The 15,262-nt window shown below is 72.2% G+C and carries 9 protein-coding genes and 1 pseudogene; 2 read left to right on the forward strand and 8 right to left on the reverse strand.

Going from position 1 to position 15,262, the window contains the following annotated elements:
- The first annotated feature begins 37 nt into the window (after nucleotides 1–37).
- Nucleotides 38–1,201, forward strand: coding sequence for a glycosyltransferase (locus ACSMXR_RS29315; RefSeq protein ID WP_473170250.1), 1,164 nt, complete (start codon nucleotides 38–40; stop codon nucleotides 1,199–1,201).
- Nucleotides 1,202–1,213: 12 nt separating this feature from the next.
- On the opposite strand, the gene ACSMXR_RS29320 is transcribed toward ACSMXR_RS29315, so the two are convergent.
- From ACSMXR_RS29320 to gmd, 4 genes and pseudogenes are all read right to left on the reverse strand, one after another.
- Nucleotides 1,214–2,053: a glycosyltransferase family 2 protein gene (locus tag ACSMXR_RS29320; protein ID WP_218524412.1), complete on the reverse strand. Its 840-nt coding sequence runs from the start codon at nucleotides 2,051–2,053 to the stop codon at nucleotides 1,214–1,216.
- A complete protein-coding gene (locus ACSMXR_RS29325) occupies nucleotides 2,050–2,781 on the reverse strand; it encodes a hypothetical protein (RefSeq protein WP_381793752.1) in 732 nt (243 codons plus the stop codon). Before ACSMXR_RS29325 ends, ACSMXR_RS29320 begins: the two co-directional genes overlap by 4 nt.
- A gap of 3 nt (nucleotides 2,782–2,784) precedes the next feature.
- A pseudogene (locus ACSMXR_RS29330) lies at nucleotides 2,785–5,042 on the reverse strand (LamG domain-containing protein).
- Between the two features lie 319 nt (nucleotides 5,043–5,361).
- Nucleotides 5,362–6,375 (reverse strand): GDP-mannose 4,6-dehydratase, encoded by a 1,014-nt coding sequence (gene gmd / locus ACSMXR_RS29335; protein WP_137230745.1) that lies wholly within the window; start codon nucleotides 6,373–6,375, stop codon nucleotides 5,362–5,364.
- Nucleotides 6,376–6,489: 114 nt separating this feature from the next.
- On the opposite strand from gmd, the gene ACSMXR_RS29340 reads away from it, so the two are divergent.
- Complete coding sequence (locus tag ACSMXR_RS29340) at nucleotides 6,490–7,473, forward strand: GDP-L-fucose synthase family protein (RefSeq protein ID WP_381909220.1); 984 nt, start codon at nucleotides 6,490–6,492, stop codon at nucleotides 7,471–7,473.
- 73 nt (nucleotides 7,474–7,546) lie between these two features.
- Here ACSMXR_RS29340 and ACSMXR_RS29345 read toward each other — a convergent pair whose 3' ends face one another.
- From ACSMXR_RS29345 to ACSMXR_RS29360, 4 genes are all read right to left on the reverse strand, one after another.
- Nucleotides 7,547–9,055 (reverse strand): exopolysaccharide biosynthesis polyprenyl glycosylphosphotransferase, encoded by a 1,509-nt coding sequence (locus tag ACSMXR_RS29345; protein WP_473170251.1) that lies wholly within the window; start codon nucleotides 9,053–9,055, stop codon nucleotides 7,547–7,549.
- Nucleotides 9,056–9,486: 431 nt separating this feature from the next.
- Nucleotides 9,487–11,781, reverse strand: a complete 2,295-nt coding sequence (locus ACSMXR_RS29350; protein WP_473170252.1) for a hypothetical protein — start codon at nucleotides 11,779–11,781, stop codon at nucleotides 9,487–9,489.
- A gap of 108 nt (nucleotides 11,782–11,889) precedes the next feature.
- Nucleotides 11,890–12,426: a hypothetical protein gene (locus ACSMXR_RS29355; RefSeq protein WP_137230394.1), complete on the reverse strand. Its 537-nt coding sequence runs from the start codon at nucleotides 12,424–12,426 to the stop codon at nucleotides 11,890–11,892.
- Nucleotides 12,427–12,565: 139 nt separating this feature from the next.
- Nucleotides 12,566–15,184: a SpoIIE family protein phosphatase gene (locus tag ACSMXR_RS29360; RefSeq protein ID WP_473170253.1), complete on the reverse strand. Its 2,619-nt coding sequence runs from the start codon at nucleotides 15,182–15,184 to the stop codon at nucleotides 12,566–12,568.
- Nucleotides 15,185–15,262 lie beyond the last annotated feature (78 nt).

Genomic DNA, 15,262 nt, shown 5'->3' on the forward strand with positions numbered 1-15,262 from the left:
CGCTGTGAATACTTGGCCATAGTCGAGGGGAACTCTGGTGAAAATCCTGCACATTGTCACGCTCCACACCCCGGATCACGCTTTCGGCGGTCCGACGCGCGTGGCGTTCAACCTCTCCAAGGTCCAGCGGGCGAACGGCGACGACGCACGCGTCATGGCCCTCGGCGACGGCTTCCCCGGCGGTGAACTGCCCGCTGAAGTGGAAGGAGTTCCGGTCCATCTCTTCCAGGCCCGGCATGTCCTCCCGATGTTCGAGGTCAGCGGCATCGCCTCCGCCGGGCTGCTGAACACCGCCCGCCGCATGATGCGCGGCGCCGACCTCGTCCATGTCCATCTGATGCGGGACCTGGTGACCCTGCCCGCGGCGCTCCTCGCACTCGCGACCCGTACGCCCCTGGTCGTCCAGACCCACGGCATGATCGACCCCACCGAGAAGAAGGTCGCCCAGCTCACCGACCTCCTCGGGGTCCGCAAGGTGCTGCGCGAGGCGGACGCCGTCCTGCATCTGACCGAGATGGAGCGGCTCGACGTGAACGCCGTCGCCGCCCCCGTCCCGCTCACCCGCACCGTACGGCTGGTCAACGGGGTCCGCCCGCAGGAGCGCAAGCCCGCCCGCGAGCCCGGCCGCCCGCCCACCGTGCTGTATCTGGCCCGGATCCAGGCGCGCAAGCGGCCCGAGGACTTCGTCGCCGCGATGCCGCACGTCCTCGCCCGCCACCCGGACGCCCGCTTCGTGCTGGCCGGTCCCGACACCGGCGCGCTGGCCGGCACCCTGGCGCTGGCCCGGAAGCTCGGCGTGGCCGAATCCCTCGACCATGTCGGTCCGTTGGAGCACGACGAGGTGCTGGCCGCCGACCGTGAGGCCGATGTGTATGTGCTGCCCGCGATCGAGGAGCCGTTCCCGGTCTCGGTGCTGGAGGCGATGTCGGTCGGCACCCCGGTCGTCATCACCCGCACCTGCGGGCAGGCCCCCGATGTGGCGGGTGCGGGCTCGGGCCGGGTGATCGACAGCCGGGTCGGCGAGGACGCGGCCAACGCCCGCAAGGTCGCCGACGCGATCCTGGAACTGCTGGAGCCGGAGGCCGCCGAGCAGGCGGGCAAGGCCGCCTGGGAGCTGGTGAACGAGCAGTTCACCATCGAGGCCGTCACCGCCACCCTCCGGCGGACCTACGAGGACGTGGTCCGCCGGAGGCGAGGGTGAGCAGAGCACTGATCAACGGATCGGCTTCTCGCGGGACTTGAGCGCGATCTGCCAGCGGTAGAAGCTCATCGCCAGCGCGAAGTCGAAGCCCGCCCGGCCGTCCAGGAACCCCCGCTTGTAGAGATACATGTAGGCGAAGGACACCACCGGCTTGAACGGCGCCTTGTGGAACAACTGCCCCTGGCGCGACTTGACCTGGCGCACCTGCTCCTTCACCCGGGGGTGGTGCTCCAGCCAGGCCTCCCAGTCCGAGTAGCGGTTGTGCCGCTCGAACCAGGCGGTCACCGGGTCGAGGTCCTGGTGCTCGATGGGGTGGGTGAGCGTGCCCACGCTCGCCGCGACCGGCTGGTAGTGGCCCTCCACCTCCCCGATGCCCGGCGCGTCCAGGTCCCCGACCTCCGGGTAGTGGCAGCGGGTCCGGTCGGTCAGCGACCGCTTGCGGATGGTGTATCCGTGCCGCAGCCGCTTGCCCGAGAACCAGTAGCCGAGCGGAATGTCGTACGCCGCGGGCTTCGGCGCCGCCGGATCGCGGAAGGTCTCCCGCAGCTCGGCCAGCAGCCCGGGGCTGAGCCGCTCGTCGCCGTCCAGGAGCAGAATCCAGTCCAGGTCCGTGCGGACGTTCTCCAGGCACCACTGCTTCTTGCGCGGATGCCCGCCGTCCCAGGTGTACGTGACCACCTCGGCCCCGCACTCCTCGGCGATCTTCACGGTGTCGTCGGTGCTGTGGGAGTCCACCACCACGACCGCCTCGAAGTGGCCCAGCACCGATTTCACCGCCTCCGCGATGTTCAGACCCTCGTTCTTCGTGGGGATCGCCACGGCTATCGGGAGTTTCGGCGTACCTGCGGTCATTCCGCGGCTCCTTCGGGCAGCCAGGCATAGCAGCCTGTGGACGTGAACGTAACTGCGGAATCGGGGATGGTGATCCTGCGGGACTTCCCGGTGCCGGACGTGCCGGAGGCCAGCTCCTTGCCGCCCGCCCCCTCGATCTGCCAGGAGCAGTCCGTGGTGGGGGAGGCCGAGCGGTACACGCCCGGCCGGAGCTTCTTCCCGGAGTGCCGGCCGTCCGGGTAGCCGTACGCCGCCTCGTCGACCAGGTCCTGGTGCTGGGTGCAGAGCCCGGCGACCGCGTCCTTCGCGTCCGGGATCTCACCCGTCACGATCGCGCCGACCGCGGTGTCCCGGTCGGCCTTGACGAGGTAGCGCAGCTTGTCGCAGGTCTCCTGGCCGGTCTGGAGCACGGCCGCCGGGTCCATCCCCTTCGGTACCCGGTCCTTCAGATACTCCTTCTGCTTCTTGGTGAACGTCCCCGTGGCGGGGGTGATCTCGTCGGCGGGCGTCTTCGGGCCCTCGGCCGTGGCGGCAGGAGCGGACGCTCCCGGGACCGCCGGCTCCTCGGTGGGCGGCGCGGCGGGCTCGGTGGCCGTGGTGGCGGACGGGCCGGGGACGGCGGGCCCGGAGGCCGCGGGGCGCTGGGCGCCCGCGGCCTCCGGGTCGTTCCCGTCCGCGGACGAGCCGCAGGCGGCCAGCGCCGCCGCCGTCAGCACGACGGCGGCGCAGGCCAGGAACGGGTTTCTCATCTCTCAGCCGTTCCTCAGGGCGTAGTGCGCGCTGACCTGGGAAGCGCTCAGCGCGGTCGGATAGATGGCGGTCTCGTCGATCTGCCCGGCGAAGAAGTTGCTGGTGGGGCGGTTCGGCCAGCCGGACAGGTTGTCCCCGCCGACCCGCCAGTAGCCCGGGTAGTTCTCGTTGCCGGTGATCAGGATGTTCGACGCGCGCAGCTGCCCGTCGACGTACAGCGCCATGCCCTGCCCCAGGGGGCCCTGGGTGGCGACGACGTGGTGCCACTGCCGTCGTTGTAGGCGGCCGATGTGGCGACGGTGCGGGCTCCGCCGCTCTGGACGCCGAACACGAGGCGTCCGTCGTTGCGCATGTAGATGTGCTTGTCGTGACGGTTGCTGTTCTGCTGGGTCAGATTGCCGAAGCCGACGATCTTCCCGCCCCGGGTCGTGGTGGTCTTGATCCAGGTCTCGATGGTGAACCGGGCCGGCTGGGTGTGCTTCCGGTTGCTGTACGCGTACTCGTCGGTGCCGTTGAACCCGATCGCCGTCGAGGGCCCGGCGACCGCCGCCGGGGTCTGCCGGTAGGCGGGGCCGTTGCGCATGAAGCCGTTGTTCAGATCGCCGCTGCTGTCGTGCGCGAAGGTGGAGGTGCCCTCGTCCCAGCGCCAGTAGAGGCTCGCCCCGTCGGACCTGACCCGCGCCGGGTACGCCTCCGCCGTGCTCGCCACGGTCGCGGACTGGGCCGGTGACTTGGCGCTGGTGTTGGGGCCGTCGCTCGCGGTGATCCGGTACGAGTGGGTCTCGCCCGGGGCGACAGCGGTGTCCGTCCAGGTCAGCTGGGGCCGGTCCCAGAAGACCGAGTAGCCGGTCGTCGTGTGGATCGGGGTGTTGGAGCCGTCCTTGTAGATCCGGTAGGTCAGCTCACCGTCGTCGGTGTCGAAGCTGGTCTGCCAGTTCACGTCGATCTGCCCGGGGGTCAGCGTGGAGAGGCTGACGTTGGGCACCCACGGCACGCCCGTGTCCGGGCCGTCCGCGAACCGGGTCAGACCCTGCTGCGGCTTGGTGTTGACGGTGGTGAACTCGCCGCCCACCCACAGGTAGTGGCGCCCGCCGCTGCTCGTCTGGCTCATCACGCGCGGCCCGACCGGCTCCCCGATCCCGTCGTTGGTGTCCGGGAACCAGGGCAGCAGCTTCGGGTCGTCCACCGACTGGGCCAGCAGATGCTTGCGCGGCTGGTCGGGGAAGGCGCCCATGCTGGAGCAGTCGTGGGCGTGGCTGCCGCTGTAGAGCACCCCGGAGTGCACCAGCACGGCCTGGGTCGCGCCGAGGCAGGTGTCCCGCCAGCGCTGCTCGAAGTTGCTGAGGTTCAGCGCGATGCGTCCGTCGAACACACCGCCGCCGGTGCCCTCGTTGCCGGTGTAGAAACCGGCTCCGTCCGTGGTGATGTCCTGGACCGTGGAGTTGTTGTGGATGAACCCCGGGTAGGACTTGGTGAGCTGTCCGGTGGTGGCGTCGACGACGGCCAGGGCGTGGGTGTTCGTGCCGTTGATCCGGAAGAAGTCCCCGCCGAGCAGCACGTTCTGCCCGTCCGGGGTCACCTCGACGGCCCGTGCGACCTCGTCGGCGTTGGCCGTGAAGGGCAGCAGTGAGGCTCCGGTCGTGACGGCGGCGAAGTGGCTCCGGGTCTGCCCGCCGACCGTGGTGAAGTCGCCCGCCAGATAGACCGTGTCATCGGTGACGGCAAGCCCGCGCACGGTCGCCGAGACCCCGATCTTGAAGGTGTTGCTGACGGTGCAGGTCTCGGTGTCGATCGCCGCGATGTTGCTCACGCCGACACCGTTGACCGCGCCGAACTGGCCCCCCGCGTACAGGGTTTCGCCGTCCGGGGAGAGGGCGAGGGCCCTTACGGTCGCGGTCCCCGAGGAGATGGTGAAGGACAGCGAGCAGTCGGTGGGCGCCCCGGTCGCCGCGTCGAACGCGGCGAAGTTCACCGCGGGCCGCTCGTTCGTGCCGGGGGTCGCGGTGGGGGGCCGCAGGGTGGAGAAGGTGCCGCCCGCGTAGACGACGCCGTCGCCGGCGGCCATCGACCAGACGATGCCGTTGGTCTGCCAGGTGGAGAGGTCGTCCGCGGTGATGGCGACCGGTGGTGTCAGCGCCGCCGCCCCGGAGGCCCCGACCGTGGTCGCGGTCAGGGCTCCGGCCAGCAGGCCGAGAGCGGCGGACACGGCCCGCACACGGCCGCGTCCTCCGCCTCTGCGCCCCGTACTTCCGTTCATCATTCAGCTCCGAAGGTGAGATTCGAGCTGCGGCCGAAAGGCCGCGGATCCTGCCTCGCCCGACCGGCGGCGGGGACGGTGCGTCCCGCCGCGGACCGGGGCGAGTGGGGAGGCGGGGCCGGGGCCCCGCCCATGGCCGGCGCGTTGAGCCCCACCGAGCGGTCGGTGGAGATCGGCGGTGGCGCCGGTGATCGTCCCGGTCACGGGCGCGGAAGGCGCTGGCCGGGGGTCATGGGTGGCCGCCGGCCCGGTCCGGGCGTCGGCGGTCACACGGTCGGTCGGTCCGGTAAGGGAATGGCGGACCGGCAGCGGTCCTGCCCCGTCATCGGTCCACCCGGACGGCGGCCCCGGTCAGCTGGTCGTCCAGCTGGCGGATGTCGGCGTCGACCATGATGCGGGCCAGCTCCCGCGACTTCACCTCGGGCTTCCAGCCCAGCAGCTCCTCGGCCTTCGAGGCGTCGCCGATCAACGCGTCGACCTCGCTGGGGCGTTCGTACTTGGGGTCGTAGCGCACATGCTCGCGCCAGTCCAGGCCCGCGTGCTCGAAGGCGTACTCCAGGAACTGGCTGACCTTGACCCCCTCGCCGGTGGCGACCACATAGTCGTCGGGGGCGTCGCACTGGAGCATCCGCCACATGGCGTCCACGTACTCCGGGGCGTACCCCCAGTCCCGGACCGCCTCCAGGTTGCCCAGATGCAGCCGGTCCTGGAGCCCCGCCTTGATCCGGGCGACGCCCCGGGTGATCTTCCGGGTCACGAAGGTCTCGCCCCGGCGCGGCGACTCATGGTTGAAGAGGATCCCGTTCACCGCGTACATGCCGTACGCCTCGCGGTAGTTGACCGTGGCCCAGTAGGAGTAGACCTTCGCCACGCTGTACGGGCTGCGCGGGTGGAACGGGGTCTTCTCGTTCTGCGGGGGCGGGCTGGCGCCGAACATCTCCGAGGACGAGGCCTGGTAGATCCGGGTCTGGATACCGCTGGCCCGGACCGCCTCCAGCAGCCGGATGGTGCCGAGCCCCGTGACGTCACCGGTGTACAGCGGGGCGTCGAAGGACACCCGCACATGCGACTGCGCGCCCAGGTTGTAGACCTCGTCGGGCTGGATGTCGCGCAACAGGTTCACCAGCGCGACACCGTCGGAGAGGTCCGCGTGATGCAGGACGAAGGAGCGCTCCGGCTCCTCGGGACCCTGGTAGATGTGGTCGATCCGCTCGGTGTTGAAGCTCGACGAACGCCGTATGAGCCCGTGCACCGTGTACCCCTTGTCGAGCAACAGCTCGGCCAGATACGAACCGTCCTGGCCGGTCACCCCGGTGATGAGCGCGGTCTTCGCCACGATTCCCCCTTCTCTGCTGATCGCCTCGACGGCGATGTTCACCGACATATCGGAATTGGAGCGTTCTGCGGCAAAGGGTCACCGCAGTCCCTTTCTGCTGGCACAATCCGAGCCATGACGACCGAACTCCCCGTCCCGCCCCAGGAATCCGCCCGTTCCCTACTGCGGCCCGGCTCCCGCATATTCGTCGCGGGACACCGCGGCCTGGTCGGCTCGGCGGTGGCCCGCCGCCTCGCCGACGACGGCCACGAGGTGCTCACCCGCGGCCGCGACCTGCTCGATCTGCGCGACACCGCGCGGACCGAGACGTATCTGAAGGAGGTCCGCCCGGACGTCGTGGTGCTGGCCGCCGCCAAGGTCGGCGGGATCATGGCCAACAGCACGTATCCGGTGCAGTTCCTGGAGGACAACCTGCGCATCCAGCTCAGCGTGATCGCCGGTGCGCACGCGGCCGGGACCGAGCGGCTGCTCTTCCTCGGCTCGTCGTGCATCTACCCCCGGCTCGCACCCCAGCCGATCCGCGAGGACGCCCTGCTCACCGGCGAGTTGGAGCCCACCAACGAGGCGTACGCCCTCGCCAAGATCGCCGGAATCGTCCAGACCCGGTCCTACCGGCGGCAGTACGGCGCCTCCTACATCAGCGCCATGCCCACCAATCTCTACGGGCCCGGCGACAACTTCGACCTGGAGACCTCGCACGTCCTGCCCGCGCTGATCCGCCGCTTCCACGAGGCGCGGCGCGACGGCGCCCCCGAGGTGACCCTCTGGGGATCCGGCTCCCCGCGCCGTGAGTTCCTCCATGTCGACGACCTCGCCGCCGCGTGCGTACGCCTGTTGGAGGCCTACGACGGTGACGAACCGGTCAACATCGGCTGCGGCGAGGACCTCCCGATCCGCGAACTCGCCGAGACCGTACGGGAGGTGACGGGCTACCAGGGGCGCATCGGCTGGGACACGTCGAAGCCCGACGGGACACCCCGCAAGCTGCTCGACGTGACCCGTCTCTCCTCCCTCGGCTTCAAGCCGCAGATCCCGCTGCGTGACGGCGTCGCCCGCACCTACGCCTGGTGGCTCGGCCAACTCCCGTCCGGACAGTGATGGTCCGCCGCCGTGAGAGCTCTCACGGCGGCACACCGGTGCCGCTCCCCGCGTCCGCACGCCCGCCCCGCCCTCAGTACGCCCCGCGGCCGTCGGTGACGGCGCGCACGGTGCGGGCGAGGAGTCCCAGGTCGGCGGCGACCGACCAGTTGTCGACGTACCACAGGTCCAGCGAGACGGTCTCCTGCCAGCTCAGGTCGGAGCGGCCGCTCACCTGCCACAGGCCCGTGAGCCCCGGTTTCACCGCGAGCCGGCGATGCTCCCGCTCGTCGTAGCGCGAGGCCTCCTCCGGCAGCGGCGGCCGCGGACCGACCAGCGACATATGACCCAGCAACACATTGAGCAGCTGCGGGAGTTCATCGATCGAGGTGCGCCGCAGCAGCCGTCCGACCGGTGTCACCCGGGGATCGCCGCGCATCTTGAACAGCGGACCGTCGACCTCGTTGGCCGCGGCGAGCTGTGCCTTGAGCTCCTCCGCGTCCGCCACCATCGTGCGGAACTTCCACATGGTGAACGGCCGGTTGTGCCGCCCCTGCCGGACCTGCCGGTGGAAGACCGGCCCCCGCGAGGACAGCCGGACGCTCAGCGCCACCGCCAGTAACAGCGGTGCCAGGGCCAGCAGTCCGAACAGGGCGCCCGTGCGGTCCAGCACGTTCTTGAACACCGCCTGCGGCCCGCCCCGCAACGGCGGCGCTATGTGCAGCAGGGTGAGCCCGGCCGCCGTGACCGGGCGCACCCGCTCCGCCGCCACCCCGGACAGCTCCGAGAGCACGGACAGGGCGACGCCCCCGTCGTGCAGCCCCCAGCCCAGCCGCCGCAGCCGGTCGCCGGTCAGCTGGGGCCCGGGAGCCACCAGCACCAGGTCCGCCGCATGGGCGTAGACCCCGCCGAGCACCGTGCTCACATCGTCGTCGGCCGGGCAGGACGCGAGGCGCCCCGGCGTCTGCACCCCGTCCAGCTCCAGCCGGGCGGACCCCACCGGAATCGCGGCGACCAGCGAAAAGTCGTGATCCGTACGGGAGTTGAGCAGCCCGGCCGCCCGGTCCACGCCGGCCGCGTCGCCGACCAGCAGCACCCTGCGGACCCGGTGGTCCCGGCGTCCGGAGAGCGGCCACCGGCGCAGCCCCGCCACCGCGGTGGCGACGAGCAGCCCGGGAGCCACGGCCACCACGGCCGTGGCCGGGTCCACCGGGCTCCCCGCAGCCGTGTGCAGCACGGCCAGCAGACCGATGAGTACGAGCCAGTCCCCGACCGCTCCGAGCGCGCCGCCCGGCTCGGTCATCGGCGGGTCGGTGTACCGCCCCCGGGCGCCCCGCAGCCCGGCCCACATCAGCCCCGCCACCGCGGCGGCCGCCACCGGACGGGGCTGGTCGCCCGCCCGCAGCAGCAGCCAGGCAGGACCGGCCAGACCCAGCAGGTCGGTCAGTGCGGCGAGGGCCGGCCCGGGGGCCTTCCTCCGCCGGGCCGGCGCCTGGCCGGCCGGGTCGCGCTGTGCCGTCGGGGCCCTCCACAGCTGCTCCAGGGCCGCCGTGCGATTCCGGGAGGCGGCGGTGCGGGGGCGCGGCGCGCCCCGGAGCCCCACCGGTCCGGATAGGTCGGTTTCCGGTATTTCGACATGCCCCATGAACCCCCCAGTCACAGTCGCACCCCCACAAACAGGACGCATCCGTCGATCCCATGGACTGACGGATGCGCCCTCGCTCGGTGCACGATATCCACACACGTGCCATTTCGCTGGAGTTCTCGTGAAGTTCAGACGGCTCGGTCCAGACACCTCCGATCGGCCGGAACCATCCGATGTCGCCTTCTGTGTACGGATGTTGAGGGAGCGACAGACGGGTAAGCGCTTGTGCCCGACGGGCGGTCGTGGGCGGCGAGCGGAGGCTCCGACTCCGGTGCGCCGGGCCGGGAACGCACGAACCCCCTGGCGGGCGGGTGCCCGGCCAGGGGGTTCGCGTGATCCTCGCCGTGCCGCCAGGGGTGGTGAGCGGACGGCGAGGGGGCACTACGGGGTCAGAACGCGCCGTCCGTGCGCCGCTTGGCGCGCCGGTGGACCAGCAGTCCGGCGCCAACGAGCCCGGCTGCTGCGAGAGTTACCGACATCACAGTCGCTCCGGTGGCGGCCAGGCTGCCGCCGCCCGAGGTCGGGGTGGCACCGGTGCCACCCGCGAGACCGCCGCCGACCGCCGCCCCGGACCCGGAGCCGCCGACCGTCGAGCCGGAGCCGCCGGCTGTACCGGAGGAGCCGCCGGAAGCGGAGCCGCCGCCCGACTGCGTACCGCTGTCACCGCCGGTCGCGCTGTCGCCGCCCGTGGACGCGTCGCCGCCTGACGAGCTGTCGCCGCCCGTGCTGCCGCCGCTGTTCGAGGTGTCGCCGGTGCCGCCGGCGTCGCCACCGGTCTCGCCGCCGCTGTCACCGCCGCTCTCGCCGCCGCCCGTGGCCGCCGTGACGGTGAGCGTGACCGCGGTGGTCCGGGTGGTGCCGACGGCGTTGCGGAACTCGGCGCGGTAGCGGTAGCCGTCCTGGGCCGTGCGCGCGGTGAAGGCGAGCTCCGACCCGGTCGCGCCCTCGACGTCCTTCCAGGTCTGCGCGCCGTCCGTGCTGACCTGCCAGCGGACCGTGGGCTCCGGGGTGCCCTCCGCCTCCGCGGTGAGGGCGACCTCCTCGCCGTCCTGGGCCGTGAGGTCGGCGGGCGCCCGGGTCACCAGGGGCGAGACCTGCCGGGCCAGCTTGGTGATCTTCCCCTCGGCGGGGCTGGTCACGAAGACCGTGCCGCCGCCCGGCTCGACGGCGAGCGAGGCCGCGCCGGACTGGGAGTGGTTGCCGGGCAGCGACAGGTCCTTCGCGGCGACCGCGAAGTCCTCGCTGCCGTACACGGTCAGCGTGCCGTTGTTGTCGTTGGCCGGGTCGGAGAGGTCCCCGCCGTCCTGCCAGACGACGAAGGCCCGGCCGCTGTCGGTGTCGAAGGCGGCGTCGCGGGCCAGGTCCTTGCCGACGAGCGTCTTGACCAGCGTGCCCGTGGCGTCGAAGACCAGCACGGACCGGTTGACGCCGACCCATACCGCGCCGGTGGCCGGGTCCGTCTCGGTGAACCCGGCCATGCCCTGCGCGCCGGGCAGGTCGAAGGAGCCGGTCAGTTCGAACGACGCGAGGTCGACCCGGTGCAGCTTGCCGGCCGCGAAGTCGCTGTACCAGAGCGCGTCCCGCTCGTGGTCGGCGGCGAACTGGGCGCCGCCCGGCAGGGTGAGACTCCGGGTGGCCTCGCCGGTCGCCCGGACGATCTCGGAGAGCTTCGCGCCCTGGGCGACCAGCACCGTCTCCGGCGTCGTCCCGGGCGCGATGTCCGTGATGGTGGACCCGGCGAGCCAGACGCCCGAGGCCGCCTCGTCGCCCGCCTTGGCGGCCCCGACGCCCCGCAGCGGGTAGTTGTAGACGACGCCGTCGCCCGGCAGCGGTCCCGAGATGCGGGCGGCCGTCGAGGCGCGCAGCTCGCCGGTGGAGCCGGGGGCCTGGCTGATCCAGCTCTCCGACGTACCGTCCTCGGGGTTCAGCACATGCAGCCCGCGCTCGTCGACGTCGGCCGTGTCGGGGAGGTTGTCCGCGCCGACGTACAGCTTCTTCGATTCGGGGTGCAGCAGCAGGTCCAGCGGCTTGCCCGCCGAGGTGAAGTCGGCGACCGCCTGGTAGGAGACGGTTCCCGCGGGCACGTCGACGCCCTCGCCGCCCGGTTCGCCGGGCTCCTGGCCCGCGAAGGCGACGGGTATCCGGACGTCCTGCGTACGGTCGCCCGCGGCGCGGTGGTCGGCGCGGGTGACGACGGAGCAGGACACCTCGGCGCAGTCGAGGCCGTCGCCCTTCGCCGTGACCTCGATCTCCACGTCGAACGTCCCACCGGGCCCGAAGGCCTGCGCGAGATCGCCCTCGTACGGGTCGCCCGGAGGCACGATCCACTGCGAGGTCTTCGAACCGCCGCTCATGTCCGCGCCGCCGAGGCAGGGGGAGGGCACCCGGTTGTCGCCGTTGTCCTTGCACAGGGCGACGTAGATGCCGGTGGTGAGTCCGTACCCCTCGCCGGCGACGCGGACCTTCTGCCCGGCCGGGTCGAGTCCGGTGGTGGCCGAGACGGTGAGCGTCTGGCCCTGCGGACCGGTGGCGGTCTTCGGGGTGCCGGCGTCGGCGCTGACCGCCGCGCCGACGGGGATCGCCGCGAGCAGCAGGGCGGCGACGGCGGCCGTACCGGCCCGGCGTCTCAGCCTGCCGCGGCCGCTCGGCGGGGTGCCGGGAGCGGAGCCCGGAGTGGATGTCATGTCATTCCTCGTCACGACGCGTGGGAGCCCGGTCCCGGCGCGAGCTGCCGGGACCGGGCGAATGGCTGTACTACTGAAGGAAGTTGCTCGGTGTCATCCGAATCCGTCTCACACGAAGTCGATGGGGGCGTGGACGTCGTACTTGCGGTCGTTGGTGTCGGTGTGGTCGGCGCGGGTCACGATGGCGCACTCGACGGTGTCGCCGCAGACGTTGCCGCCGCCGAGGTCGGCCTTGACGTGTATCTGGACGCTGAAGGTGCCGCCCGCGCCGAAGGGCGAGGTGTTGGGGAGGCCGCCGCCCAGGCTGGACACCCAGTGCGAGGCGCCGGTGGTGCCGGACTCGTCCTGGCCGCCGAGACACGGCGAGGGCTTGTTGTCGCCCTGGGCCCCGTCCACCACGCACAGGCTCACGTAGACGCCCTGGGAGGTGTTGTAACCGCTGCCGCTGACAGTGATGTTGGCGCCCGAGGCGGCCGCGGTGTCGGGCGCGGTGAGCGACAGGTTGTAGGTCGTGCCCCCGTCGGTGACCGTACGGGTACTGGTCGCGGCGGCGGCGGGGGAGGCGAAGGTCACGGCCAGTGCGGCGGCGGCGAACGCGGCGAGACCCGTGCGGGCGACGGTACGGGTGGAGGGAACAGCACTCATGTGATGAGCACCTTTCTCGGCATCGGTAACCAGAACCACGGACACCCAGTCGACTTAGGTAAGGCACACCTAAGTCGAAGTCTGTTGGGTTGTCAACAAAGTGGCCCGCCCCGGCCGCAGGGGCGCAAGGGTGCGGAGGTCAGCCGGCTCCGGCCGGCGGGAGGGTCTGCTCGGTCCAGATGGTCTTCCCGGTCGGGGTGTACCGCGTGCCCCACCGCTGGACCAGCTGCGCCACGATGAACAGGCCGCGCCCGCCCTCGTCGTCCTCCGCGCTGTGCCGCAGGTGCGGCGAGGTGTGACCGGTGTCCGAGACCTCGCACACCAGGGTGCGGTCCCGGATGAGGCGCAGCCCCAGCGGCCCGCCCCCGTACCGCACCGCGTTGGTGACCAGCTCGCTGACGACCAGCTCGGTCGCGAACGACAGCTCCTCCAGCCCCCAGGCGGCCAGTTGCCCGGTGGCCAGCTCGCGGGCGCGGCCCACCGACACCGGCTCGGCGGTCAGCTCCCAGTCGGCCACCTGTTCCGCGTCCAGCTCGCGGGTACGGACCAGGAGCAGGGCCGTGTCGTCGGCGCTCGTGCCGCCGGGCACCAGCTCGGACACCGCCCGGTCGCACAGCTCCTCCAGCGACGCGCAACCGCCGCCGAGCACCCCGCCCAGCGCGTCGAGGCCCTGCCCGATGTCGTGGTCCCGGGCCTCGACCAGGCCGTCGGTGAACAGCGCCAGCAGGCTGCCCACCGGCAGGTCGATCTCCATCGACTCGAACGGCAGGCCGCCCAGGCCCAGCGGCGGCCCGGCGGGCAGGTCCGGGAACGTGACCCGGCCCCCGGGTTCGACGATCGCGGGCGGCAGATGCCCGGCACGCGCCATGACGCAGCGCCGGGAGACCGGGTCGTAGACCGCGTACAGACAGGTCGCCCCGGTGGTCACGTCGTACGTCTCGACCGCCCCGCCGTACGGGTCCGACCGGTCCTCCGCGGGCTGCCCCACCAGGTCGTCCAGCCGGGTCAGCAGCTCGTCGGGGGCCATGTCGAGCTGGGCGAAGGCCCGTACGGAGGTGCGGAGCCGGCCCATGGTGGCGGCCGCCTGGAGCCCGTGCCCGACCACGTCCCCCACCACGAGACCGACCCGGGTGCCGGACAGCGGGATCACGTCGAACCAGTCCCCGCCGACCCCGGTCACATCGTCGGCCGGCAGATAGCGGTAGGCGGTCTCCACCGCGGACTGCGGCGGCAGATGGTGGGGCAGCAACTGCCGCTGGAGGGCGAGGGAGGCGGTGCGTTCGCGGGTGTAGCGGCGCGCGTTGTCGATGCAGACGGCGGTCCGGGCCGTCAGCTCGTCGGCCAGGGCGACCTCGCCGTTGTCGAACGTGGTCGCCCGGTCGGGGGCGAGCGCCCGGCCCGAGGCATCGGGGCCCACGCCCCGCTCGAAGGTGACGAGCCCCAGAATGCCGCCCCCGGCCCGCAACGGGACCACGAGGGTGCCCTCGTCGAGCACGAGCCCGCCGGAGGACAGGCTGCGGTGCTGCGGCGAACCGGGCGGATAGCCGACCGGCGGATACGGCGCCGGGGCCTCGCCGGAGGCGTCGGGGGCCGGTGCGGTTTCCGGCGGGACGGTCTCAGGCAGGGCGGGGTCCGGCGCACCGGCGCCCGGCTCCGACCGTTCGGCGACCCGCAGCAGGGACATGTCCGCCGTGCTGCCCACCGCCGCCGTCTCCCCGGTCACCGCGGCCCGGGTGACATCGACCCGTACGGCGGCGGCGAAGTCCGGCACGGCGACCTCGGCGATCTCCTCGGCGGTGGTGGCCACGTCCAGGACCGTGCCGATCCGGCGGCCGGCCTCGACGAGGAGGGCCAGCCGTTCCTGGACCCGGTAGCGGTCGGTGATGTCGAAGGCGTCCTCGCAGACGCCGAACACATGCCCGTGGGCGTCCTCCAGCCGGTAGTAGGCGCAGGACCACAGATGGTCCCTCCCCGGATCGCTGGGCGGCTGCCCCCGGAAGTTCAGGTCGAGGATCGGCTCGCCGGTGTCGATCACCTGGTGCATGACGCCGTCGAGCGTCTGCGGATAGCCCGGGCTCACGAAGGAGCCGCCGGAGTACAGCTCATCGGCCCGCATGCCCCGGAACGCGGCCAGCGGCTGCCCGATCTCCCGTTCGTAGGCGGTGTTGCACCAGGTCAGCCGCAGATCGGTGTCGTAGATCGCCAGCCCGACGGGCGACTGGGTGGCCAGCCCCTGGAGCAGGGCGATCCGCGACTCCCAGTGCCGCAGCTCGCCCACCTCGGCCGCCACCATGATCCGGTCCGGCGCGCCCGGCGTCCCGCTGCCCGCGGCGCCGCCCGGCAGCGGACAGGTCGCCGTCGCCACCAGCAGCTCACGGCCGTCGCGGGTGCGGGCCACGTGGATCTCGTTGCCGACGAGGGACGAGGGCCCGAGACCGGGACCGGCCGTTCCGGCGACGTCGGAGGGTTCGGCAGGTTCGGAAGGATCAAGCGGTTCGGCCGGTTGGAGCGCTTCGGACGGCGGGGACGGCTCGGGCGGCCCGTCCGGGGAAGGGCCGCCGACCGTGACCGGGTGCGCCGAGAGGAACGCGCTCAGGGGCCGCCCCAGGACCTCGGAAGGCGCGTAGCCGAGCAGCTCGGCGGCCGCGGGGCTCCAGCCGATGACGGTGCTCTCGGCGTCCAGAACCATCGTGGCCGCCCTGGTGACGTCCAGGGGGCCACGGAAATCGGCGCTCTCCGCCGTGTTCGCCGCGCTCACGGCGCGACCCCGGCCCGTTTCATTACCCTCAGAATCCGCCCTGCCCGGGACCGGCACAACCGCGGTGACCCGGTCCTG

This window comes from Streptomyces sp. DSM 106670 (genome assembly GCF_055792845.1).

Excerpts from the sequence above, each read along its gene's own strand:
- ACSMXR_RS29320 (WP_218524412.1), bottom strand. The coding sequence starts at position 2,053 with ATGACCGCAGGTACGCCGAAACTCCCGATAGCCGTGGCGATCCCCACG.
- ACSMXR_RS29325 (WP_381793752.1), bottom strand. The coding sequence starts at position 2,781 with ATGAGAAACCCGTTCCTGGCCTGCGCCGCCGTCGTGCTGACGGCGGCG.
- ACSMXR_RS29340 (WP_381909220.1), top strand. The coding sequence starts at position 6,490 with ATGACGACCGAACTCCCCGTCCCGCCCCAGGAATCCGCCCGTTCCCTA.
- ACSMXR_RS29350 (WP_473170252.1), bottom strand. The coding sequence starts at position 11,781 with ATGACATCCACTCCGGGCTCCGCTCCCGGCACCCCGCCGAGCGGCCGC.
- ACSMXR_RS29355 (WP_137230394.1), bottom strand. The coding sequence starts at position 12,426 with ATGAGTGCTGTTCCCTCCACCCGTACCGTCGCCCGCACGGGTCTCGCC.